This window comes from bacterium, from assembly GCA_021372515.1.
In the GTDB taxonomy this organism is placed as follows: domain Bacteria; phylum Gemmatimonadota; class Glassbacteria; order GWA2-58-10; family GWA2-58-10; genus JAJFUG01.
In genome coordinates this window covers 1-24606 of sequence record JAJFUG010000029.1, presented here as the reverse complement: position 1 = coordinate 24606, position 24606 = coordinate 1, and the positions used below count along the sequence as shown (strand labels likewise).

Here is a 24606-nt window from a genome sequence, read left to right as displayed (position 1 = left end):
AATCAAGCAACGGAACATGTGGGGAAAGGATTGACCACGCATATGCTCCAGAATAATCCTTCCACGGGGCCGCATTTTCGACCACTCACCGCCGCACTTATAAATCGCTGTCACAGGCGGCATGCCGTATCGCTCTTTTTATTGATGTTGCACAAATACTCTTAAGTAATAGTCTTCCAATTTGTTATAAGTTGTGTTGTAAGATTTATCCAAATCTTTAATGTAATAACTCCCGGGAGGGATCGCTGTTCCTGATATTCCAACCAGTTTGTCAGGAGGACCTGCATGGATTATGCTTTTCAATTTTCCATCGCAGGAGATAATTTTATACACATAATAACCGCGACTGTCGGCTATATTCATTGCCAAGGGTGGGCTATCGCTGAAATCGACTATCAACTCGGAGTAGTCGGCCTCATCCGCAAGAGGAATGGATTGATGTTTATAAACAAGGCTATTCATTTCTGGAACATATTGCAGGCCGCTCGATAATGTTGCCTGTTCGCTTTTTATCAGCCCGTATTTCCATTTGAAGCCACTCTCTAAGAAATAAAGATTAGCATAGATTCTGGCGCCTATATTAATCGATCCTAAATCATCAACCTTATTATATACAATATTGACTTTTCTTATCGAGGGATTCAACCTGGCGTACTCGAATAGTTGCCTCAAAATAAACCCTGAGGCTTTGCTGCCGTTATTAACCGTAACGGCTCCGACAAAGGCTTGCGTATTTAAAAACTTAAAGTTTTTATTGTCGAAATACGAAAATAACAACCGGCCCTTATTATAGACAACAACCGAATCGGTCAAGATTGTCGAGCTGATAATAATCGCATAAATTGCCGTTGAGAATATCAAGCTGTTTCCAGCCGCCGACTCCACATATCTTATTAAGTGCAAAGACATTATCAGCATCGGGAGCAATAACATGATCTGGTAATGTGCTGCTAATGCATAAGAACCGCTAACGTTGTCAGAAAAAAAGTACCACAAGCAGATGTAACCCGATCCCGCCATTAACGCAAAAGACCAGGGCATACTTTCAATGCGCTTTTTCATCGATAGATAGAACGAGGCTATTAGAACTATAGGGAAAAAGATAAAGAACCACTCTCCCATCAACATGGTCAAATTGATATACTGCTTGTTGATATCAAATCCAAATTGCAGCGCTGAATTATGCCTTAAAGCGGCGATTATAGGGGTGTAATAGAATCCGGTTTCATAACCATCAGCTAAATATTTAATTCCATTCATGTTTAGATAGGTGAGAGCAGTAAAGATCGCCATATGGATAAAAACAGCCAAGGGCAATCCCCAAATTCGCCACGACAACAATGGCTTGATATTGCTTTCAAATAGAGTTTCTCTTCCTTTAGCAGAAGCCAAAAGTTTGAGCGAAGCGGAATCTCTCAAGATAAAAGAGGTTAACAGGACTGTAATCGTAAGAAAAAACAGATTTTCCGACAAAACTACATGAGTAAAAAATAGCCCCAGAATCCATTGGTACTTTCTAAGGCTTTCTTTATTGCTGATGAAATTAGTAAGGATCAGCAGGCCGATAACCTGGTCAAACACATTGTTGGTTATGATTATACCAACTGCTATTCTTGACGCATGGAAATAGATCGGCGCCAAGATAAGCATTAAGGCCCCAAAGAGGGATTGTCTGAGGTTGAATCCTTCCTTTATAAGAAGCCGGTAAAACAAGAAGGCGGTTATTGCGGAAAAAACACCACTAAACAGGTGGAAAATCCATTTGGTAATTGGAACACCTAAGAAACCGAGGATACGGTAAAAAAGCGAATAAGCAATGCCCAGGCTCACACCGTGTTCGGACGAATAATAAATTTGATTGTTTTCCCTGAACCAATCCCATAGGCCAACAGCCGAAAATTTATCTGGAACCAGATTAAAAACAGTGGTTGTGAGATATCTGCCAACACCCCGGTACTCATCACTGCTTAAAATATTCGGACTTATATTTGTAATGTACAATGATAATGCAAGTATTATAATTGCCATAAAAACGATGGTATTGCCATAATGCCTACACGACATTATTACCCTCGGTAGTGTTCGGTTAAAACATAAACAAAACGGCCAAACCCTTGTGCTTGTTAGATTTGAAGTGATATTTCCCCGAAAAAATGGACCCTGGCTTAAGCGGCGTTTGTCAACCGCTCGTATTCGGCCGGGGTTTTATATCCCCGAGTGTCGAGTGCCCTCTAAGGCTGTTTAATAGGACTCGACGAATTCAAAGATTCTCTCTCAGCCTGGCTCGTGTCAGTCGGTTGTGCTGACAGACGAGTTCTGTCTTGAAGCCGCCAAAGAACGACTCGTCCACCGCATTGTCCCAGCAGTCATCCATCCGCGCATCCGTACCGCTACACGCCGACAGCTCACCAACCGGCCCCACGATCCTGGAGCTCAACAGCGCTCTTCGGACTGCCCGCTCGTCCCTTATGGACCTCGAAAACCGACTGCCTCTGTCGCTCCAGAACCTTCCGGCTCGGCGGACGCTTGCTCCAGGCGTATGTCAAGAATCTAACAGTTCTTTGAGACGATGGCCGGGGCTTTTGAGATGTCCCGCTCCTTGCGGCCATCCTCCAACTCCCGGCGCAGACTGCGGTTCTCCTCCTCCAGTGGTTTCATTTGTCTTGTGCCCGGAAAAGCTTCCACCGCGTCTGTCAGTAACGAACTGCGCTAAGCCCCTACTCTCCCTGGTACAACCCATCTCAGGCTCTACAGAACAATAACCAGCATATGAGCAATAATAAGAGGGATATAGGTGTAAGTCAAGGGAAGTTGTCTATTGATAACTCGCTGTAAAATAGTAGTGTTAGGTGGTAAATGTAAATGGAGGTAAGTGTATCCTCCCTGCCTTACAAGCAGGTGGGCGCTGGTTCGGGCCCGGTAGCGCCCACCATTGCATGACAAAGGTTTGCGACAGATCGCAGGCCCTTTTTGTTTGCTCGGGGTTTTGCCGCCCTCACGGATGATGAAAGTCTTTCTCGCTCTCGTGGCAGTTCGATCCGCTTGCACCTCGTCAGAGCATCTTGGACAGTTGACGTTCAAAATTGTGAGACATATTTTGTTCAAAGTCCCTGATTTATCTGTTCTTCTTTTCCGCGGGTGATAACTTTTGTCGAGAGTTTCTTGGTAGCGTCCGTTATTGTAGTATTCCACTCAATAATCAAGCTGCAAAGCAGTTGGAACGCTACGGTCCATTAAATCAGAGGTCTCTCTCATGTCAATGTCCCAATGCTCATCCGGAGCCTGCTTTCTGGGCGCCTCCTTTGCCGAGGACCCCGCCGTGGCCTCCAATATCCACCTCCTGGAGGCCTGGATTGAAACCCGGCTCGCCTACGACAACCAGCCGGCCCTGAATATCGCCGTGGTCTATGACCAGGAGCTGGTCTGGGCCAGGAGCTTCGGCTTTGCCGACCTGGACAGGAAAAGGCCAGCCGCGCTGGGAGACATCTACCGCATCGCCTCGCAGTCGAAAATGTTCACCGCGGTGGCGGTCATGATCCTGCAGGAGGAGGGCCGGCTTCGGCTGGACGATCCGGTGGTCAAGTACCTTCCCTGGTTCAGGATGAAAAACCGCTGGCCGGACGCCCCGGCGGTGACTGTCCGCCACCTTCTGACCCATACCGGCGGCATTCCCTCGGAGGCGGCGTTCCCCTCCTGGAACGATTTTAATTTCCCGGAGATCGAGCAGATCATCACCGCATTGCCAGGGCAGGAAACCTCTTATCCCAGCCAGACCAGGTGGAAATACTCCAACCTGGGCTACGCCCTGGCCGGCGAGATAGTGAGCGTGGTCTCCGGCCTGCCCTACGCCGATTTTATCGATCGCAACATCCTGGCGCCTCTCAACATGACCAGCACCAGCGTGGCGATAAGCGGCCAGGCCAGGCAGCGCCTGGCCCAGGGTTATGGTAGACGGATGCCGGACGGGACCCGGGCCGTGATGCCTTTTGTCGAGCTGAAAGGAATGAACGCCTGCGGCAGCTTTTCCTCCGCTGTCCAAGACCTGGCCCGTTTCGCTTCCTGGCAGTTCCGCCTTCTCCAGACTGGCGGGCGGGAAATCCTTAAAGCCAGTACGCTCAGGGAAATGCAGCGCGTGCACTGGCTCTATCCGGACTGGCAGGCCGGTTGGGGCCTGGGCTTCGGGATTTCACACACCAAGGAGCGGGACATTGTTTTCCACGGGGGCTGGCTCCCGGGCTACAGGTCACATTTCGCGGTCAGTCCCGCGGAGAAGATCGGGGTGATTGTCCTGCAGAACACGGATGACGCCACCACCGTGGTGGTGGACCGGGCGTTCGAATGGCTGGCCCCGGCGATACTCAAGGCGGCGTGTCCGCCGCAGACCCAAACGCAGCCCGACCCGGCCTGGGACAGGTTTGTCGGCCTGTACCGCGCCTGGACCGGCGACAGCCAGGTCCTGGTCCACGAAGGCCGCCTGGTTATGATCAACCCCGTGAACGCCGACCCCATGGCCACGCTGTACACTCTATGGCCAGAGGGCGGGAACACGTTCCGCATGGAGGGTGGCGGCTGGGGCGCGCACGGCGAGCTGCTAACGTTCGAGACCGGGCCGGATGGGAAAGTGGTGCGGATGAAAGAGGGGGAAAACTACAAGTATCCAGTGGAATAGAACTGGCCGCGCCGGGAAGTGGAGACTATACCGACAGAATGATTCCAAATCTGCGGGGGCCTGAGGCTCAATTATTTTGAACCATTCCATACTATTAATGGTCATAACAAGAGAAGAGGATCATTGTAGTTGTGATTTTCATCTGTAATTCATTGTGAATAAAGGCGTTGAGCATCCATTTCCCCTGGGCTGCGTCTGAATGTCCCAGCCGACGGTGGGGGCTGATTTGACATACAAAGCAACAGCGATGCCTCCGGTTTGAGCGGGAGAGGTTGAATTCCCGGCTCACAAACCGGAAGGGAAGGATCAGACAACCGCCATTCACCAGGAAAGGTCACGCCGATGCTCAGGACGATACGGGCCGCCCATTTCTTGATCAAGGGGCCTTTTGTTCTACTGCTGTTGCTGTTCATCAACTGGATGATCAACATGATCACGGGTGTGCATGTCTGGTGGGTCCAGTGGGCGGCCCTGGGGATCGGGATCGCCTGGTTGGTCAGCCTGTTCCGGGTGTTGAAAGGAGTGGCCCTGGCCGGCGGGATCGCTGCGCTGCTGGCCATGCTCAGAAGAAAAGGCTATTAAGCTGTCCCGTGTTTTGGCAGTCGGCTGCACCCTCTCGGCTGGCAAGGAAGTTCGATCGATTAGGATATTGCCGCTCGAAACAATCATCCGCTCATGCGGATGCCAGGCCGGTTATTGTCTGCGCAGGCTGAACGCTTTCTGCCCCGCTTCCAGCACCGCCGTTTCCGCCGCGAACCCCGCCGCGTTGTCCGCCGGGAAAGCCACTGTCACCCGCACGGGATAGTTCCAGCGGGTCTCTATCTGTCCCTCGGCCAGGCTGTCTCCCGCGGTCCGCCACTGCGCGACCTCCACCCCTCCGCCTGAGAAGTGCAGGTCGGTCCCGGCCAGCACGGGGCTTTCACCGTCCCAGGGGGCGATCCGGAGCAGACGGCAACTGTGTGGCTCCAGCGCCCCGAGTTCGCATCTCTGCCCTGACTGATAGATTCCCAGCACGCGCCGGCTGAAAAACTCGGAAACCAGGAATCGCGTTCCTGCAAGAGAACCGGTGACTTCCCCGCTCAGAGCAACCTCGACACTTTGGGTGCTGTCGGTCCAGTTGACCACGGACAGGGTGATCCACGGCAGGAGGCCGCCGCAGCGGGGGGTCACCCGTGTAAGGAACAGGGAGGGGCATGTCGGCTCGAACGGGTCCAGGGCCACGGCGGCGGTGCTGATCGAGGGGATGACATGCCGGTAGAGGGCCTTGCGGTCCTCGTCCAGCGAATCGAAATCCTCGCAGAAACAGACCATGTTGCCCACGATATACTGATTGAGGGCGATGGTCCGGCTCTCCTCGTCCGAGAACCGTCCCAGGGCCAGGTTCTCGTAGCCGCCGGCTTTTTTGCGGTGCTCGTTCCGCCGGACCATCATCGCGTCCGGGTCGATGTGCCAGAGACGGCCCATCCAGAGGCGCAGGAGGTTCTGTTTGAACTTGGGGCTGATGTCCTCCCAGTCCGCGACCAGGTCGCTGCCGCTGCGCTGGGAATCCGCTATCCCCAGCGAGGCGCCGTAATGTCCGCCGCACACCGAAATATAGGCCCCCGCTCCTGCGCCGCGCCGCACGGCCTCCAGGGCCAGACGGTAGGCCTCCAGACAGGTCGACCGCGGATCGTGGAAACGCAGGCCGCCCTCGGCCAGGACCGCCCGCATGAAATCCAGCTTGTGATAGCTGAAACCGTAATCCACGCTCAAGCGGCGGTAGGTCTGTTCGAGGAAATCGCACACCCCGGGAGCGGTCGGGTCGAGGACGAAGTTTACATGCTCGTCCATCGGGAAAATGAAGAGGGAGCCGTCCTCCAGGCGCAGCATCCAGTCGGGGTGCTCCACCGCCAGCCTGGAGTCTTTCGCGGCCAGGAGCGGGCAGGTCCAGAGGCCGGGACGGTAACCCAGGGCGCTTATCCTGCCGGCCGCCTGCTGCATCCCGCCGGGCCACCTGCCGTTGGCATACCAGTCACCCCAGGCCTGCTCCCAACAGTCGTCGATCAGATAGACATCGAACGGGATACGGTCCTTTTTCAGGTGCGCCAGCGAGGCATCGAGGTGTTTCTCCGAGAAGAAAGGACCGTAGTAGTACCAACTGCAGAACACCGTGGGTGAGGGCCGGGGCGGCTGCGGCACTCCGTAACAACTCCCCATCCGCTCGGCGAAATCGGCCATCAACCCGTTCGGATCGGGGCCGGACCGGAGGTACACCCACTGGCTCGTGCGCTCGCCCAACGGCGGCAGTTCCACGCCGCCAAACTCGCAGCGGGCGGCCAGGCTGTCGAGCGCGGGGCGGCCGTCCCTTTCACCGAAGCTCAGGTCCAGTTCGGAGAGGCAGCCGAGTTGGGTGATGAAGCCGCAGAGCAGCTCCGGCCCGCTGGCACTGTCGGCGCGCAGCAGGAAAAACGGGTCCGCCTCCAGGTGCAGGCCCGGCCGTGGCTTTTCAACCGAGGGGATGTCGTTTTTCTGGCGCCTCTGGACCAGCAGGCTCCAGTCCTGCGCCCCCCGGCCATCGAGAATGAAACTCTCCGGGCCGCGGCAGCTCAGGGGCGTGAGTGCCTCCAACCGAAGCGGCTCTGCCCCGGTGTTGCACAGGGTAAGGCGGAGCGCCAGCGCATCGCTGTCGCGGGCAAGCCAGACCTGGCGCACCAGCTCCAGCCCTGGGGCGGAGAACGTGTCGGCCGTGCAGACTCCATCCCGGCCGGCCAGCGCGAGGGCGGCCACGGCGCGGCCTTTGTGTGTCCAGCCAGCGGCCTCCGGCGCCGCCGGGCGGGTCCCGGGGGCCGACCAGTCCAGCGCCAGACGGGTGGAGTGGTCCCAGGTGATTATAAGCGGCCCTGTGCCGGCTGGGATTGCCAAGGTGCAGCCGTTGTCCGGCCCGGAGGACTTCCCGCCGGCGGAACAGGCGACACAGATCAAAACGGTCAAAAAGGCCCCTGCTTTCAACACTCTGTGCATGTCTTTTCCCTTATACCTTACCCGGCTGACCCTGGAACCGGCTCTCGCGGCTGGCTCGATTCAGAATATAAACTAAAAGATTGTGGGCTAAAAGTCTGCCTGCTCCGGCGTCTTTCACGGAACAGCGGCCCCTTCCGGAGGCTGGGGTGCGCTTTCCGGTGTCAGCGCTCAGCATCGGCATTGCCGAAAGTGCGGATTCCGCTGCTGTCCCCGGTGCAGACAAACAGCCGGGCCGAGGCGGCCGCCTTGCGGCAGAACGCCAGTGTGGCCTCGCGCACGTCCCTGAGCACCAGGGCCGCCTCGGCTCCGGGGCCAGGGCGGCTCTCGGCGACCCCGTTCAGCTCCAGGCGCGCCACGTCCTCGAACACCATCGCCGGGCGGGCATCCGCGCTGTCCACCTGGATGTCCACATCCCGCAGCCGCAGGCCCTCCACGTGACGGCAGTAAAAACCGCAGGCCGGCAGGTTGCCGAACATCGTGGCCTCCGGATAGTCCTTCTCCAGCTCGGGCACGGGCTTAAGGAACTCCTGGCGCGTGCCGCCGCCTGGGGCTGTGATCCGGATGTTGCTCAAGGTGACGTTACGGATCGGGTGGCCCGGCAGGCCGGTGATCGAGCTGCCGGAGGCGTCGAGGCAGGAGGCGACAATGTTGCTTATCACCACGTTGCTGAAACTGCCGATCCCGGGCTTTTCCATGCCGTCCTTGAACGGACGGGCACGGTTGGCCAGGCGCAGGAACAGGGGCACAGAGACATTGCGCAGGCTGATGTTGCTGACAGTCACGTTCTCCAGCGTGCCGCCGTCCACTATCTCCAGGGCGATCCCGGCGATGCCGAGCGGCATCCCGTAGAACCCCGGCTTGCCGAACCAGGAGTCGATGGCGCAGTTGCTGATCACGATATTTTTGAATCCGCCGTTGGACTCGGTGCCCAGCTTGATCGCGTTGCAGCCGGCGCGGACGAAGCAGCCCGTGATGGTCACGTTTTCGGTGGCGCGGCCGGCGGTGCTCTTGAGCGTGATCCCGTCGTCATCGCAGTCGCCGCGGCAGTCGGAAACCGTCACGTTGTGGCAGCAGTCGATGTCCAGCATGTCGTTGTTGAACGTGCTGTGGTTGTAGACCTCGATCCCCTGGATACGCAGGTTGTCGCAGGCCAGATAGTGCTGCATCCAGAGCGCGGAGTTGCGCAGATGTATCCCCTCGATCAGGATGTCGCGGCAGTCGACCATGCGGATCACGTCCGGGCGGTCGCGGTACTCCTCCCAGGGATAGGCCGCCCCCTGGCCGTCGAGCGTGCCCCGGCCGGTGATTGCGATATCGTGCTGGCCCTCGGCGTAGATCAGGCTCTGGGTCACGTAGTTGTCCGTGTAGGAGCGGAACGCCGGGACATGCCTGGGGTAATCCCCGGTCCGGGTGCTGCCGAGCAGCACCGCGCCCTCACCCAGGTGCAGGCTGACATGGCTTTTCAGGACTATCGTGCCGCTCAGGTAGCGGCCCGGGGGGAACCGGACAGCACCGCCCCCGGCCGCGGCGGCGCTGTCCACCGCGGCCTGGATCGCCCGGGTGCAGAGCGTGAGGCTGTCGCCCCGCGCGCCGAAAGCGGTGACATCGTACCCGGCCCGGCGGCACTGCTCGGGCTGAACCGCCGAGGCCCGGCCGGGACCGCCCGCGCAGAATAAAACGGCAAGACCCACGCTCAACAATGTAATTCGCATCGAACTCTCCCGTCTCTGGAGTCAAACCATGCACCGAACGGCAGCCGGTTATCCTTTCCCGGCCCGGACCGCGCCAACCGGGCCCGCGGTCCGGACCGTAGCGGGGAAGGATAACCGACTTTTTTCAAGACACACTGTCGGCTAAACAGCCTTGCTCAGGCTCAGAACCCGCACTTCACGGTGAAGTAATGGTTCGAACTCAGCCGTCCCATGTTCCGGTAGGCGTAGCTGATATCGATCGCCCGGCCGGAGAAATCGCGCTTGACCCCGCCGCCGAAACTGAACCCGCGCCAGGCAGTGTCATCGAGGTAGTAATCGTAGCCGTACTGATCCTTGCCCTCGTCGAACTCGTCCGTCTGGACCTGCCAGCCCATGCGCAGCGCGGCGGAGGTGGCGCTGGAGAACAGGTAATTCAGCTCCGTGCCGGTGCTGTAGCTGAGCGGGATGTTGCTGTTGCGCCAGATCTCGCCGGCCGCGAGCCAGTTGACATGCTCCGAGCTGTAGAGGTTGTAGCCCAGGGCGATCTTGACCGCGGTGGGCAGGCGGTAGGTGTGGGTCCGGTAGTACATCTGACGGGTGCCGCGGCGCGCGACCGAGTAGGGGTCGGAGGTGTAGTCCCCGTAACCGTCCGGCACCACGCCGCCGCGGTCCTCGGCGCCGACCTCGCGCAGAAGGTTGGGCCCGTCCATGGTGATGTTGGTGCCCAGGTTCTGGATGGAGAAGGCGAATTTCACCTCGCGCTCCATGAACTCGGTGTGGTAGATCGCACCGGCGTCGATGGCGAACGCGTCCCCGCCGATGTTGCTGAACACGTCCTGGTGGATGTACTTGACATTCAGCCCGGCGGTGAAGCGGTCCGACAGGTTGTAGGCGAACGAGCCGCCCAGCTGGAAATCATAGGCGCTGAAAAAGTTACCCGTGCCCTCGGGGTTGGAGACCGTGGTGATCTCCATTTCCGGGACGTTCAGGTAGCCGACGAACCCGCCCACCACGATCCGACCGTCGGCAATCGGGGCGGCGAACGCCGCGCAACTGTAGGTCAGGTCCAGGGTGTAGTCGATCACGGACAGCATGACCTCACGTTTGCCCAGAAAGCCCAGGCCGGCCGGGTTCCACCAGATCGAGCTGATGTCGTCGGTCACGGCGGTCAGGGCGCCGCCCATGGCGATGCCGCGGGAGCCGACCGGGATGGCGAGGAACTCCGCGGCCCGCACCCCCACGAACGAGGAGTGGTCGGGGATGTTCTGGGTGGGGTATTTATCCAGCCCGCTGTACTCCTGACGCGACACGCCCTGCGCCCGGCCGGACGCCGGCAGGAGCGACAGCGCCAGGCAGGCTGTCAGGATGAGATTCAGCGAAGATTTTCTTAACATTGTTCTACCTCCGTTATTTCACCTGGAATAAGCGCCCGATTCAGAAAGGCAATCCGCGCCGCAGGTTCGCGTCAGTTGACCACGTAGAATTTCCCGGTAAACGACTTCCCGCGGGAGTCGGTCACGTGGAAGAAATAGAGGCCGCTGGCCACGGTCTGGCCGAAACGGTTCCTCAGGTTCCAGGCTTCGGTGCCGCTGTGGTTGTCGTAGCCGGTGTACTGACGCGGTTGACTCTGCGCGTCCAGGCGATCCCAGTCCTGATATCTGCCCCAGCCGTTCCGGTCCGCGCCGATATGGTTGAGCACGTTGACCAGGTTGCCGGACAGCGTGTAGATCGAAATACTGCAGCGGTCCGGCAGGTTGATGAACTCGATCCGTCGGCTGCTGGGCGACAGGTCGAGATAGGAGCTGGCCAGGTACGGGTTGGGCACGACCTTGATCTTCGTCAGATCGGCGTCCTCGGGTTTGAGCGAGGCGCCCTTGACCTCGATGCTCCAGGAATCGCCGAGGGTGGGCAGGTCGGGGTACTGGGTGAACTCGGTCCCCTCGTAGTTCCACTCGCCGTAGGCGACATCGAACACCCAGACCGTGCCCGGAGCGGGCATCGACTCCAGATCGAGGGCGGCCCAGGGCAGCCCGTCGAGAAAGATGGCGAAATTCGACAGGTTGTCGGCGGGGATTGTCTGCGACTGCTTTGCGCTGCGCTCGGAACGCGGAATATCTTCCATCCATTCGTCGATAAGCATTCCGTTGCCGCTGCCCGGCTCGATCGTGCCGCCGAAGTTGTCCTCGGTCCAGAAGCCCCAGCCGCGGCCGTTCTCGTCATCCGGGTGTTCGACATAGGGCACCGCCACGCCGTGTGTCTCGTCGAAGACATCCAGCGTGAGCTGTCCGTTGCCGGCATCCTTCCAGGTGATACGGAAACGGCCGTTGTCGATGAAATTGCCCAGGGCCGGGAACCCGCCGACAGCACGTTCTCCGCAGCCGCCCGGCAGGATATCGACTGAGCCGCCTTCGTAGGAGCCCAGATTGATGTCGTAGAACATGTTATTCGGTCCATCGGCGAAATCGAGGTGCCCGAAAGTCATCTCCAGGGCGTATTTCCAGCCGTCCGCCGTCATCGGGCCGCTCGCGGTCAGTGACATCTCCGCGTTGTTGACACTGGCCAGCGGTCCCACCGGAGAGCCCTCCTGGCCGTTCTCGACCACGCTGAGCATGGCCGTGCTGCCCGCGAACTCGCCGCAGGATATGCGCTGCCAGCCGACCGAGGCAACCTTGAGGTTCAGCGTCATATCCTGGGTGATCGTCTCACTCAGCACGGGCACCAGTTTCAGGTCAGTCATTGCCGGCTCCATGTAGACCGGCGCCTGTGTCAGGTGGCCCTCACCGTCTCCGGTCAGGACTGCGGAGGTCCCCGGGAAAATCTCGGCCGGGGAGTGGGAATTGAAAGTGACCTTTCCCATTCTCATCTCTTTAAAATTGCTGGCGTTGCTGCGCGGGATCACGGAATACAGGCCGCTGCCGGGCCGGTTCCAGGCCTTGCCGCTGCCGGGACCGGGCAGGCTCATCTCGGCGCCGGTGGCCGGATCGTAGTTCCTGTCGTAGGGGACCAGGGCGTACCAGACCTTCATCCCGTTGGTTATGCGCTCTTTTTCGAGGTCATCGACCATCCGGTCCACGTAGAAGAAATGGAGGTTGTTCAGCGAGATACTGCAGGTGTCGATCAGCTCGGCGTGGGTTTCGGTCGGGCCGGCGAAGTTGCGGTACAGGCGGAAGCCCTCGAAATCCTTCTCGCGGTAGACCCCCTCGGGGTCCAGCTCGGGATGGGACTGCAGGAAGTAGTAGTAGGCATCCGTCTGGTCGATGTTGACATCGCTCCAGGTGATCGTGACCTGACGGTCGCCGGGGACGATGGTGAGCTGCGGCGGGGTCGGGGTCTCGGGAAGCACGTAGTTGCCGCCGTGCACGACCTCGGCCACGTGGAGGTAATCCTCGCAGGGGGCCAGGTACTGCTGCATGCCGGGGTCGCCGATGTTTTCAACGATCAGCTTCGGCATGACATAGCTCTTGCCCGGCTCCACCGGCACGAAAGCATAGACAAAGTCCAGGCTGAGCGTGTCGCGGGGGGCGATGTCGTGCAGCACGGCGTACGAGTTGTAGAGGTTGTAGGCGTGCCCGAACAGCCAGGTGTTGTAGGCCGCGTCCGTGGGCTCGATCACGCCCGGGATGCCGGCGATTGTCTGCCGTCCGGTCCAGGGGTTGATCTTATCGGCGGGCCAGGCTTCCTGGCCGAGCTGCCAGACATAGGCGTCGTGGAACGTCCGGCCGCTCTCCAGCACGTCCACCCCGTGGCGCACGCCGTACTGGGTGTAGAGCTTGGGGCAGAAGCTCCGGAAAGTCATGGTCTCGCCGTTGTGGGACATCTGGCGCAGGACTTTGTGCACGAAGATCGGGGTTTCCTGGGGGGTGAAACTGCTCTCCAGCCCGTCCTGGTCCACGATCCCCACCGCCTCCAGGGCCGGATGGTAGATCCAGCCGCCGTCGTCCTGGTCCTCGCCCGGAGGCGAGGCCATTTCGTAGTCGGACCAGGTCATGGTCATCTCGTTCCAGGTGAAGCCGTTGGGAGCGTAGGTCTTCACCTTGTCGGAGATGTTGGGGTTGGAGTTGTACTGGATGAACTCGCTCATGTTGCGCACGAAGCACTTGCCGTACATCATGTTGTTGCTTTCGGCGAAATTCAGGAAATAGAACGAGTACTCGAGCGAGGCGCCCAGCGGCACTCCGTACTGGATCTGGAACGCGTCGGTGTACCGCCCGACGATCGTCTCGGCGCCGTAGGTGATGGGCTCGCCGGTGCCGACACGGCCCTGGCGGAACTCAGCGGGCCAGTCGGCCATGTCATCGGCGTCGAGCGAGCTCCAGACACGGTTGTTCTCGATCCGGTTGACCGCGTCCCGCATGATCTCGCCGCTGCCGGCCAGGGAGATTACCAGGTCCCTGGCCTCGAGGCTGCCGACGCCGCCCTTGCAACTGCAGCCGCGGTCCCAGGCGACCATCGTATCCTCGCAGGCGCCGTCGCCGTCCAGATCAACCACCCCGTTGGGGCTGTAGCTCAGGCCGCCGCCGCCGAACATGTTGCCCGAGCCTTTGGGTATCTGCCAGGTGTGGTTGGTGACCGAATACAACCCGGCGTAGAGCGGATTTTCCGAGTTTACGCTGATAACCAGCCCCAGGTTGTTGCCTTCCGCTCGCTTCATCTGTTTCCATTCCGCGGACGCGGGGCCGGCCAGAGCTGCGAGCAGCGCCGCCAGGACCAGATGACTGATCAGTCTCATGTTTTTGTTCACGTTGTTCTCCTGATAAATCCGTATTGAAAAGCCTCGGAGCGTTCAGATACGGTGCCGGGTGCGCCTGTGCCGGACAAACGGGTCCGGCCGGGCCCGGGCGGGCCTCCGCCCCCCCTGCGACAGCACGCTCAGAAGTCGAAGCTGGCGCCAAGCCTGATCTGGCGGGCCAGGCCCCAGCGGTTCTTGTTCATGGTCGCGAACATCATGTCATAGGCCATGGCGCCCTTGGCGGCTTCGTCCAAGGTCAGGATACCGTCTTGGTTGAAATCCGCCTGGAACCGGGAGCGGTTGAGGTCAGACAGGTTGGGATCATTCCAATCCAGCACCAGCCCGCCGGTCTGATCGGCGTAATCCTCGTAGGAGTAGTCCCTGGGATACTGGTAATTGACCTTGCGGTCGAGGACGTTGAAGATTTCGCAGGAGAAGCTCAGGTTTTTCCTGCCCGCCAGACGGAACATCTTGCTCAGGCGCAGGTCGAGATTGGTGTTCCACTTGCCGCGGAAGAAGTTCAGCCCGCCGATCGGCTTGCCGTCCAGCTCCGTCATCCAGGTGTAGTCGATCGACTGTCCGCCCATGCTGTAGAGCGGCTCCCCGCTGGTGAGGGTGAACACCGGGTTGACCCGCACGTCTTTCAGGATCAGGCCCAGGGTGCTCCCGCCGCGGAAATCCTCGGGGAACACGTAATTGAAATTGGCCGAAATCTTATGGGTCTGGTCGCCGTTGATCGGGCGCAGCTCATCCGGCGGGGTGAAAGTCTCGCCGGTGGAGGGATCGAGATAGTTGGCCCAGTTGTAGGTGGAGCCGTACTGGCTGCCGGTGGTCCGGGAGAACTGGAGCGTGTAGTAGAGGTTGAGCGCGAAATTGTTGGAGAAACGCTTCTTCAGGCTCAGGTCGACGCCCTTGATGTTGCCGTTGTCCCGGTTGGTGTAGCCGGTCTCGTAGGCGCGGATGCGGCGCTCGCTGTGGTACTGCCAGTAGTCGCGGAAGAATTCCTTCTCCGCCACGTTGCCGGTCACGTCGCGGTAGTAGGCCACCAGGTCGAGCACGATGTCATTGGAGGCCAGGTAGCTCACCCCGGCCTCGAACGCGTCCGAGCGCGAGTAGCCGAGGTCGCCGGGGTTTTCACCGTTGAAAATGAACGACAGGCTGGGCAACTGGGTGAACACGCCGTAGGCGAAGCGCATCTGGGCCTTGTCGGTCACCGGGAAAGCGACATCGAAGCGGGGCGAGAACTCGCTGATCGTCTTGGGAGAATAGTCCTGCCCCCACTGGTCGCCGTTGCGGATGCCCCAGTTGGTCTTGGGCCGGAACGCGTCGTAGCGCAGGCCGTAGTCGAGGACGAAATCGCCCAGGTCGGTCCGGTTCTGGACATAGAGCGCCAGCATGTCGGGCGAGTAGGCGAACTCGTTCTGGATGTCGCGGGTGGGGTGCATGGCGTGGATGTCGAACATCCGGTTGGTGAACTTGGTGTACTGCATCCCGAGCTTGGCCCGGTTCTGGCGGTTGAGCTGGATGTCCAGGTCGCCCTTGAAATTGTCCTGCTGCTCGCGCAGATAGCGGTAGGTCAGGAAATAGAGCCAACTGCGGTCATCCTGGTAGAAAGGCGTCTGGACGGCCCAGGTCCGGTGCCAGCCGGTCTCGCCGTCCGGGAAATACCGGCGCTTGTCGGCGGCCTCGAACGGCCACTCGCGGTTGGGGTAGACCTCGTTCTCGAACTGTACATCGTGCAGGGCCCAGCTCATGAACGTATCGCGCTCCCAGTTGACCTTGGGCGTGGCGCTGTTGATGTCCTGGTTGCGCATGTTGTTGTAGCGGAACTGCAGCGAGGCGCTGCCCGAGGCCCGTTTCAGGAAATCCCAGTCGAAACCGGCCAGCAGGTTGGAGGTGCGGGTGCGGCGGGCGTAGCTCTGGGCGATCACGATCTGGTCCACGTTGCCCCAGCGCTCCTGCCAGGGGGCGTAGGGCAACTGGTCCCGCGTCACCACCCCGTCGTAGAAATAGTTGCCGTTGTCTTTCTGCGGATAGGAGTTCTGGATGCGGGAGAAATTGAGGCTGGAGATCAGTTTCAGGTTGGTGACCGGGGAATAGGTGATCTTGCCCGAGGCGAGCGTCCGGTCGAGCCAGTTGAGCGGCTGGCGCACCGGGTTGGCGGGCGAGAACAGCGACTGGTTGGTCCCGGTCCTCTGGCCGTAGGACTGGCGGGCCAGGTGGAACTCCTCCAGGGTGAACGGCGTGTACTTGAGGTTCAGGTCGGGGTCGTTGATCACGGCGGCGTTCAGGTGGTTGACAAAGTCCTGGTTGACCGCGCGGAAACCCTCATCGGCGTGGGTGGGCTGACGGTCGGCCATGCCCTGGATTTCGCCCGAGCCGTAGAAATAGAGGTTGGGCACGATCGGGATCGGCCCGCCGATGCCCACCTGGAGCTGGTTGTAGCCGTAGTCGGAGGTGCGGGGGTTCTGCTCGTCGGTGGTGAACCGCACATGCCCGTCCAGTGTGGCGCCGCCCTCGCGGGTGACAATGTTGATGATGCCGGACTGGGCGTTTCCGAACTCGGCCTGGAATCCGCCGGTGATGATGTCGACTTCCTCGACCGCACCGGTGGAGAAATCGAGCGGGGTGGCATCCTCGCCCAGCCCGGCGACCTCCTGCTGCCAGACCCAGGCGCCGCTTTCACGGTCGATGTCGTGGAAATCGCGGAACTGGTTGGCGGTGTAGTTGCGCACGGTCACCCCGTCGATGACCATCGCCTCCTCGCCCACACGGCCGCCGCGGATACGCAGGCCGCGGCTCAGGGCGTCCGAGCCGCCTGTCTGCACGCCGGCTTCGAGCACCATCAGGTCCTCGAGCTTGGTGGCGGGCATCTCGGTGATCTGCTCGGAGGTCATGCGCTGCTTGGAGACCGTGTTGTCGCGGGGCATCAGCACTTCCATCTCGCCCTCGATGGTGATCCCCTCGAGCTCGATCACGGTGGAGCTGATCTTGAAATTGATCGTCGTGGTCTGGCCGGCCAGGATCATGTTGCTGGCGATGGTGGTTTTCTGGTAGCCGGTGTGGGTGACAGTGAGGGAGCGGTCGCCGGGCGGGACGTTCAGGATGAAATAGTAACCGTCGGCGTTGGTGACGTTGCCGAGCCGGGTGCCGTTCACCGTCACCTGCGCCCCGGCCAGGGGCAGGCCGGTGTCCGAATCCCGGACATAGCCCTCGATCTTGCCGGTGGAAAGCTGTGCGACCAGGCTCGCGGCGAATGAAACCAGCAGGAACGCAACGAGCATCACCGCCATCCGTATCGTTCTTGTTTGCTGCATTTAACGCCTCCATTCAGCATCGGATAGAGAGAACTGTCGACCGTAAAAGAAAGATCAATAGGCTTTATCCCTCCTTTCTTCTGTCTGTGGTTGCCGGCTGCGGTCTGAAGCGCCCGACCTTTAGTCAGCCTTGATTTCCCTGCTTTCCGGCATGCTACAGCTCGTCCCGGATGCGTGCCAGAGTTCTCATGAACAGTTTCAGGTCCAGCGGCTTGGAGAAAAACGTGCAGCCCGACCCGGCCTCGAGCGCCACCCGGTCCAGGTTGTCATCCGGGCAGGCCGACATCAGGATCACCGGAGTGGCGGGGCTGATCTGGCGTATCTGCCGCAGGACTTCCAGCCCGTCCAGACGCGGCATCTCGTAGTCGGTGATCACCAGGTCGAACCCGCCGGAGCGCGCGGCGGCCAGGGCTTTCTGCGGATCGGTGAAACGCTGGCTGGAAAATCCCTTGCGCTCCAGCAGCAGGCCGAGGTTTTCCAGGCTTTCTCTGTCATCGTCGATCAGGAGTATGTGCATTCGAACGGGCCGGACTGGATCAAGAGGGATGGTTCTGGGATCAGAATTCAGCTTGATACGGATTACTTAAGCGCTGAAGGAGAAAGGGCAAAAGGGGTGCCGGGCGGTTGTCAAGTTGTTGATGGTTGGAAAATATAGAGATATAAGAAAGCACGTTAAGTGCCGGGGGTGATAAATGTTTTACCTGTGATAAAAAAATTATCACCAAGATTTTTACCACCGGGACACTGCGGAGGCGAAGCAGTAGAGGCAGTCGAACAGGCAGGGACAGGAGTGCGTCAGGAGCCTTTTCGCATCTTATTGCGCAGCGAGTTCCGGGCGATGCCGAGGAAAGCGGCGGCCTTGGACTTGTTCCCCTCGAACTTGTCCAGCACGGCGTTGATCACCGCGGCCTCCACCTCCTGCAGGTCGAGCCCGGGGCCGGACAGGTCGATAGTCACTGCATCCGGACAGCCGCCGGAGGTCGAGGCGGGTTCCAGCGGGACAGCAGGGGCGCTGAGCGAGGAGAAATGCAGGTGCTCGGGCAGGATTTCCTCGCCCTCGAACAGCAGCACCGCGCGCTCGACAGTGCTCTGGAGCTCGCGGACATTGCCGGGCCAGTCGTAGCTCTCCAGGGAGGCGACCGCCTCCTCGCTGAACGACCGGAAGCGGCTTTTTTTCTGCGAGGCGTACTGTTCCAGGAACATCGCGGCCAGGGGGGCGATATCCTCCTTGCGCTCCTTGAGCGGCGGGATCGTGATCTTGCCGATACTCAGCCTGAAATAGAGGTCCTCGCGGAACTCACCGCTCTGGACCAACTGGGCCAGGTTCCGGTTGGTGGCGCAGATTATCCGCACGTCCAGGCTGATCTTTTTCAGGCCCCCCACGCGGAAGAAATCGCGCTCCTGGATGACCCGCAGCAGCTTGGGCTGCATCTCCAGGGGCAGGTCGCCGATCTCGTCCAGAAAGATCGTGCCACCCTGGGCCAGCTCGAACTTGCCCATCCGGCCCTCGCGCCTGGCGCCGGAGAAAGCCCCCCCGGCGTAGCCGAACAGTTCGCTTTCGAACAGGCTGGGCGCGATGGAGGAGCAGTTGAGCGGGACGAACGCGGAGGTGACCTCTCCGCCGCCGCCGTAGTGCACGAGCCGGGCGACTATTTCCTTGCCCACGCCTGTCCGGCCCTCGATCAACACCGGCACGCTGCGGTCCTGGTGGAATTTCCCGGCGGTCGCCACCACCTCGCGCATGGCCCGGGAGTGGATGCACAGCCTTCCGATGCCGACAACCTGCGAATAGGCCTTGCGCAGCAGATCGAGCTGGGAGTGCGATTCCCGGGTGGCCTCGGCCAGCTTGTCCTCGAAGTGGTGTGTCAGCTCATCGTTCTCGCTCAGCAGGCACTGGTGCTCCTCGATGCGGCCTATCACTGCCCGGAGCTCTTTCATGTTGACCGGCTTGTTGAGATAGTCGTAGGCCCCGCTGCGCAGCGCCTCGATCGCCGAGTCCATGGCGCCGTGGCCGGTGAGCAGCACCATGTCGGTCCGCCTGCCTGCGGGCAGCGCCTTGATTTGTTTCAGCAGGGTCAAGCCGTCCATCCTGGGCATGCGGATATCGCTGAGGACCATGGGGAAAGGCTCCCGCTCGAACAGGCCCAGCCCCTCGCTGCCGTCGCCGCAGCAGACCACCTGGTGCCCCATCCGCCGCTCGATGTAGTCCTTCAGGGCCTCGCTCGCCGACAAATCATCCTCTACCAGCAGGATACGCATCGCCTGTCACCTTCTTAAGCTGGAGGGAAATCCAGTCTGAATTTGGCTCCGCCGCCCTGCTCGTTGCGGGCCAGGATCGTTCCGTGGAAGCTTTCCACGAACTTGAGGACAATGGCCAGACCGAGGCCGGCGCCCTGTCCGGGTTCCTTGGTCGAGTAGAACGCGTCGAATATCCTGTCCTCATCCCCCTCTGCAAATCCCTTGCCGTTGTCGGCAACCTCCAGGACCACGCGCCCGTCCCGCTCCGTGGTGAGGATAGTGATTTCCTTGCCCGGCTGCTCCACCTGATCCAGGGCATGGATCGCGTTGACCGTCAGGTTGATCACGATCTGCTCCAGGTGGATCCGGTTGCCCTGCACGGGCGGCAGGTCCTGCCCGAGTTCCAGGCGCAGCTCGATGCCGTGGGAGCGTATCTGCGTTTCGATCAGGGACAGGGCGCCCGCGACCGCGTCGTTCAGGCTGCACAGCTCCTTTTCGATCCTGGCCGGCGCGATCCAGAACTCTTTCATGTGCTCGATGATTTTGCTGATGCGGAGCACCTGGGTGAAAATCTTCCTGATCATTCCCAGGTATTCCTCGGAGGTGCTCACGATATTGTCCTGCTCGTAATCCATCAGGGCGCCCTCCGAGATTATCCGCATGGTGTTGAGCGGCTGGTTGATCTCGTGGGTGATCCCGGCGGCCATGACTCCGATGGAGGCCAGACGGCTGGCTTTCTCGGCCATTTTTACGGCCTCGGTCTGTTTCTGCTCGGCCTCCAGCCGGGCCTGGTACTCGGTGTGAAGGTCCTTGGTGCGTTCCTTGACCAGGCGTTCGAGGGTCAGGTGACGGTGGACCGCGAACCCGAGCAGAAGGACTATCACCGTGCCGCCGATACTTGCCACGACCTGGAACGCGGTCTCGCGGTACCAGGGCAGCAGGACAGTGAACTCGAAGCCGGTCGGGTAGGGGTCGGCGTTCAGGTTGACATCCATCGCCCGGACCTCGAACCGGTGCGCCCCGTACGGCAGGTCGTTGAACCAGGCGACATTGCCGGTGCGGAAAGGCGACCATTCCGCGTCATCCAGACGGTAGGAGAACAGCAGACGGCTGGGCCGGGTGTGGTTCCATTTGTCGGCCCCGGCAAACTGGAGCCTGGCCTCACCTTTCGGCGGCACCTGGCGCGGGTTGTCCCGCTGGAGGATGAGGGTCTTGGGCGGGTCGGGGTCGGCCTCGGGATGGAAAAGGCTGAGCCCGTGGATCGTCCCGGCCCAGACCCGGCCCCGGCTGTCCGGGAGCACGGCCGAGGCGGCGGTGTTGGGCAGGCCGTCCTCCGAGGTGTAGGTTATCCAGCAGCCGTCATGCAGACGGTGAACCCCGGTCCCCGAGGCGACCCACAGGTCGCCGCCCGGGACCTCCTTCACCGCGAAAGTGACATCGAGGCCCTTGCGGACCGGCTCCCAGCGCTTCCCGTCATAGGCGTAGAGAGCGTCCCGGCCCGTTACCAGGATCCTGCCGTCGGCCAGTTGGATGATATCGAACACGCCGCCGCCCTCGTAGCCATCCCCGGGGCCGAACTGCTTGAATTCACCGTCTTTGAGCAACCCCAGGCCGTGGTCGTGGGAGGGAGAGCCGATCCAGAGACCCCCCTCACGGTCTTCAAGAAGGCATTGAATCACATAATCTTCCGGGAAACTGACCACCGGCTTGAACTCTTTCCCGTCGTACAGCTCGATCCGCTCCACTATCGAGTCGCTTTTCGCGTAGGTCACGATCCAGAGCTTGCCGTCCCGGCCCAGCGCGCCTTTCAGTATGCTCCGGTTCGAGGTGGGGCCCTGAGGGTCGCTGTAGGGGATGAACTCGAACCTCTCGCGCTCCGGGGAAAAGACGAGCAGGTGCTTGTAGTAATAGACATTGATTCCCATCCTGCCGTCGGCCAGCGGGAAGAACACTTTCGCGCCGCTGTCCTGGGTGTAGATGCCTTTGGGCATTTCGTAGGTCCGCCAGCGGCCGTTTTCGTATATCAGCAGCCGGGTGTTCGTGCAGACCCAGACCCGGCCCTCTCTGTCCTCGCAGATGGAATTGATAATCTCGTTTTCTTGCAGCAGCTCCGTGGGCGTGCGCCAGAGAGGAGGGCTGTAGCGGGCCAGGCCGTAGGAGGTCCCGACCCAGAATATGCCGTCGCGCTCGACCTGGACATCCAATATCTCTCCGGACAGTATTCCCTCCTGCTCCTTGATTGCATAGCCGTTTTCGAGTACGTGACACAGGCCGTCGCCCTCGCTGAGCGTCCAGTAGCCGCCCTCCAGTCCGGGCCAGCCCAGCAGCACCGGCACGGGCTGTCCCGGCGGAGCGTGCCAGCCGGTCTTGTCTTCGATCAGCAGTTCCCGGCGGTCCTCACCGGCCCGTGTGGCGACGACAAACAGCCGGCCGCTGTCGCTCACGGTCGGCGAGCTGAAATGACGGCGCCCGCCCCAGGCGGCAATGTTTTTCAGACTTTTAATTTCACCGCTCTGAAGATCCATATCCAGCTTGACCAGGCCGTTGTCACCGGAAATCCACAGGCTCCCGTCGTGGGACTGTGTCAGGTCCGTGAATTCACCGAGCCGGGTGTCGGAGGTGCTCAGCACGGTGTCGGTCCGGTTGAGCCCGGCGTCGAAAAGCATCAGGCGGTCGGGCATCAGATAGAAGAGCTTGTTCTGTCCGCCGGGCAGGAACGGGATGAACTTGTGGGCGACATCCTGAAACAGGGGGTTGTTTATTTCCTCGATCCTGAACTGTATCCAGCGGTCGTTCTGGAAGAGCTGGATGCCGTTGGAGTAAAGCGACCACAACTGGCCGGAGTTGCTCTCCTTGACCACCAGGTTCCGTCCGGGCGAGGGGATTTTGTGCACGAGCAAGCCGTCGGCGCTGGGCCAGCCGTCCAGGTAGCTCAGGCTGTCAATTCCCCCGTGGGCCACCCAGACCCTGCCGCTGGGCCCGATGGAGATGAACCTGGACCAGGATTCGGTCAGGCCGTCCGCGGAGGTGAAAAACCTCCAGTTGGACAGAATCTTATCATCTGCCTGCCCCTCACCGGCAAAACACAGTGCGGAAACAAGAACGACAAGTGTCAGCCTGTCACGCAGAACAGCCAACCGGGCCTCCTACTCACTCGGGATAACAGGGGCAGGCAGCGTAACTCTATCGGGTTACAGCATTATAGGCTTGTCTCGGTTTGGACGGATTCATTTTCCTGCAGTGCAAGCATACCAAGAAATCCGCCCGATGGCGAGGGTTTTCATTGACGGGTCAAGGCGGAGTTGTTGAAACCGGGACAGCTCAGCCGGATAATCGGCTAAGGCCCTCATGCCATAAAAAGAGCGGACCTGCTTGTGCTTGCAGGTCCGCTCTTTTGTTCAGGGTCAGGCCGGTTTGGGTTGAATCAGCGCAGCAGTCCGCAGGCATCCGCGCGGAAAGCCAGGCTGCGCCCGCCCAGGCGCACTTCGATCTTTTCCTTGTCCTGCGTGACCGAGCACTCCACCGGGGCGTCGGTGTCATCGGCGATATCCAGCACGTGCAGGAACAGGAAATCCTGTCCGGCGGCCCCGGCCGGCGCCACCTCCACCCGGCCCGCGCCCATGTCGGGCAGGGGTTTCTGGTGCCCCACCGGCTCGATTTTCTTGCCACCCGAGACAAAGCCCTCCACCCAGCTCTGCTGGGCATCTTTGGGCAGGAGCGTGCTCACCCGCACCCGTGCTCCCTCGCGCCGCACGGTGAAAGTGCCTTTGGCCGTCTCCAGCTCCGGCACGGCCACGCAGTGCCAGAGCACGTGCGGCTCCAGGCCCGCGCGGGCCGTGCGCACGCGGTCCAGGACCACCAGCCAGCGGTCGTCCAGGAACGCCAGTTCGCGGGTGACCCGGGCGGCGCGTCCGACCGGGTAGGCGGCGGTCATGTCACCGGCCACATAGGCCAGGCCGGGCTGATCCTGATAGTCCAGGATGGAGCCGGTCTCGGCCAGCGTGTCCGCCATGTACATGGCCATGGTGGAGTCACCCTGGCTGTGGAACGCCCGCTGGACTCCGGTGTCGCCCGGCACGGCCGGGTCGAGGATCAGCACGGTGTTATGGGCCACGCTCAGGCGCCAGTATTCCATGCGGAACGGGCCGTCGAACGTGAGGTAGCTGCCGCTGTCCAGCAGAAGCGGAGCGCGGCGGTAGACATCCAGGTGCCCCTGGTCGAAATGGCCGTGGTCATCGAAATAGTCACCGCACTTGAAAAACACCGTGGTCCCGTTGTCGGTCCAGTCGCTTTTCCAGACCAGCATCCCGGTGCCGTCCCGGCTGAACAGCCGCCGGGTGGGAAGGCTGGACGGGGAGACCGCGGGTGCATCCGGGTCGTAGAAGACAAAATAGGTGTAGGCCGTGGGTTCCTCGGTCACCCGGCCCTGGTCCTGCTCCCACATCAGCTTGAGGAATCCCTGGCCGATGGAATCACCGTAGGCCTGGCTGCGCTCGGCCGCGGCGCGGAACGAGTATGCGTCGGACAGGATGCTGTAGCTGTCGCCGAAACGCAGGTAGGAGCGGTTGGGGTAGCGGCCGTAGATCAGGAACAGGGTCTCTTTGCGGGCCCAGTCGCCTTCCTGCGCGATCTGCTTCCACAGGTCCTCGCCCGTGGCGGAGGTCCAGGCGCTGATGAAATGGCCGGTCAGCCACTCGGTGTACTTGCGGCCGTAGCCGAACCCGTTGTGCACCGAGCCGTCCTGCAGGCGCCGCGCCGGGAAGAGCTTGTCCCGGAAATAGTCGCGGGCGAACGCGGCGTAGCGGTCGGCCTGGGGATGGTGGCCGTGCAGGGCCAGCCCGGCCAGGCCCACACCGGTGGCCCAGCCGTACATGCGCGTGTGGAAAATGTGCGCCCCGGAGCCGAGGTCATGGATCAGGCTGTCCGCCCCGGCGGCCAGGTTCGCCACGGCTTTGGCCTTGG

General features: G+C 60.7%; 12 protein-coding genes. 2 read left to right on the top strand and 10 right to left on the bottom strand.

The features are described 5' to 3' along the window. Positions 1 to 138: 138 nt before the first annotated feature. Positions 139 to 2064: a hypothetical protein gene (locus LLH00_02475; GenBank protein ID MCE5270129.1), complete on the bottom strand. Its 1926-nt coding sequence runs from the start codon at positions 2062 to 2064 to the stop codon at positions 139 to 141. Between the two features lie 1189 nt (positions 2065 to 3253). Between LLH00_02475 and LLH00_02470 the strand changes: the two genes are divergently transcribed. Both LLH00_02470 and LLH00_02465 read left to right on the top strand, forming a co-directional pair. Continuing rightward, the gene (locus LLH00_02470; protein MCE5270128.1) at positions 3254 to 4669 is read left to right on the top strand and encodes a serine hydrolase; all 1416 of its coding nucleotides are present in this window, start codon (positions 3254 to 3256) and stop codon (positions 4667 to 4669) included. Between the two features lie 342 nt (positions 4670 to 5011). Next, complete coding sequence (locus LLH00_02465; protein ID MCE5270127.1) at positions 5012 to 5251, top strand: hypothetical protein; 240 nt, start codon at positions 5012 to 5014, stop codon at positions 5249 to 5251. Between the two features lie 111 nt (positions 5252 to 5362). Here the strand turns inward: LLH00_02465 and LLH00_02460 are convergent, their stop codons facing one another. From LLH00_02460 to LLH00_02420, 9 genes are all read right to left on the bottom strand, one after another. Beyond that, the gene (locus LLH00_02460) at positions 5363 to 7639 is read right to left on the bottom strand and encodes an alpha-galactosidase (GenBank protein MCE5270126.1); all 2277 of its coding nucleotides are present in this window, start codon (positions 7637 to 7639) and stop codon (positions 5363 to 5365) included. A gap of 191 nt (positions 7640 to 7830) precedes the next feature. Next, a complete protein-coding gene (locus tag LLH00_02455; GenBank protein MCE5270125.1) occupies positions 7831 to 9381 on the bottom strand; it encodes a glycoside hydrolase in 1551 nt (516 codons plus the stop codon). A gap of 161 nt (positions 9382 to 9542) precedes the next feature. Beyond that, entirely contained in the window at positions 9543 to 10754 is a 1212-nt protein-coding gene (locus LLH00_02450; protein ID MCE5270124.1) for a PorV/PorQ family protein, read from the bottom strand. A 71-nt stretch (positions 10755 to 10825) separates the two neighbouring features. After that, positions 10826 to 14101, bottom strand: a complete 3276-nt coding sequence (locus tag LLH00_02445; protein MCE5270123.1) for a hypothetical protein — start codon at positions 14099 to 14101, stop codon at positions 10826 to 10828. Between the two features lie 128 nt (positions 14102 to 14229). Next, the gene (locus LLH00_02440; GenBank protein MCE5270122.1) at positions 14230 to 17406 is read right to left on the bottom strand and encodes a TonB-dependent receptor; all 3177 of its coding nucleotides are present in this window, start codon (positions 17404 to 17406) and stop codon (positions 14230 to 14232) included. Between the two features lie 154 nt (positions 17407 to 17560). Next, positions 17561 to 17923 carry a response regulator gene (locus LLH00_02435; GenBank protein ID MCE5270121.1) on the bottom strand — a complete coding sequence of 121 codons (363 nt, stop codon included), beginning with the start codon at positions 17921 to 17923 and terminating at the stop codon, positions 17561 to 17563. A 278-nt stretch (positions 17924 to 18201) separates the two neighbouring features. Then, on the bottom strand, positions 18202 to 19665 hold the full coding sequence (locus LLH00_02430) for a sigma-54 dependent transcriptional regulator (protein ID MCE5270120.1): 1464 nt from the start codon (positions 19663 to 19665) through the stop codon (positions 18202 to 18204). A gap of 14 nt (positions 19666 to 19679) precedes the next feature. Then, entirely contained in the window at positions 19680 to 22781 is a 3102-nt protein-coding gene (locus LLH00_02425) for a hypothetical protein (GenBank protein ID MCE5270119.1), read from the bottom strand. Positions 22782 to 23068: 287 nt separating this feature from the next. Then, a partial coding sequence (locus tag LLH00_02420) for a heparinase II/III-family protein (protein ID MCE5270118.1) occupies positions 23069 to 24606 on the bottom strand: 1538 nt, incomplete at its 5' end.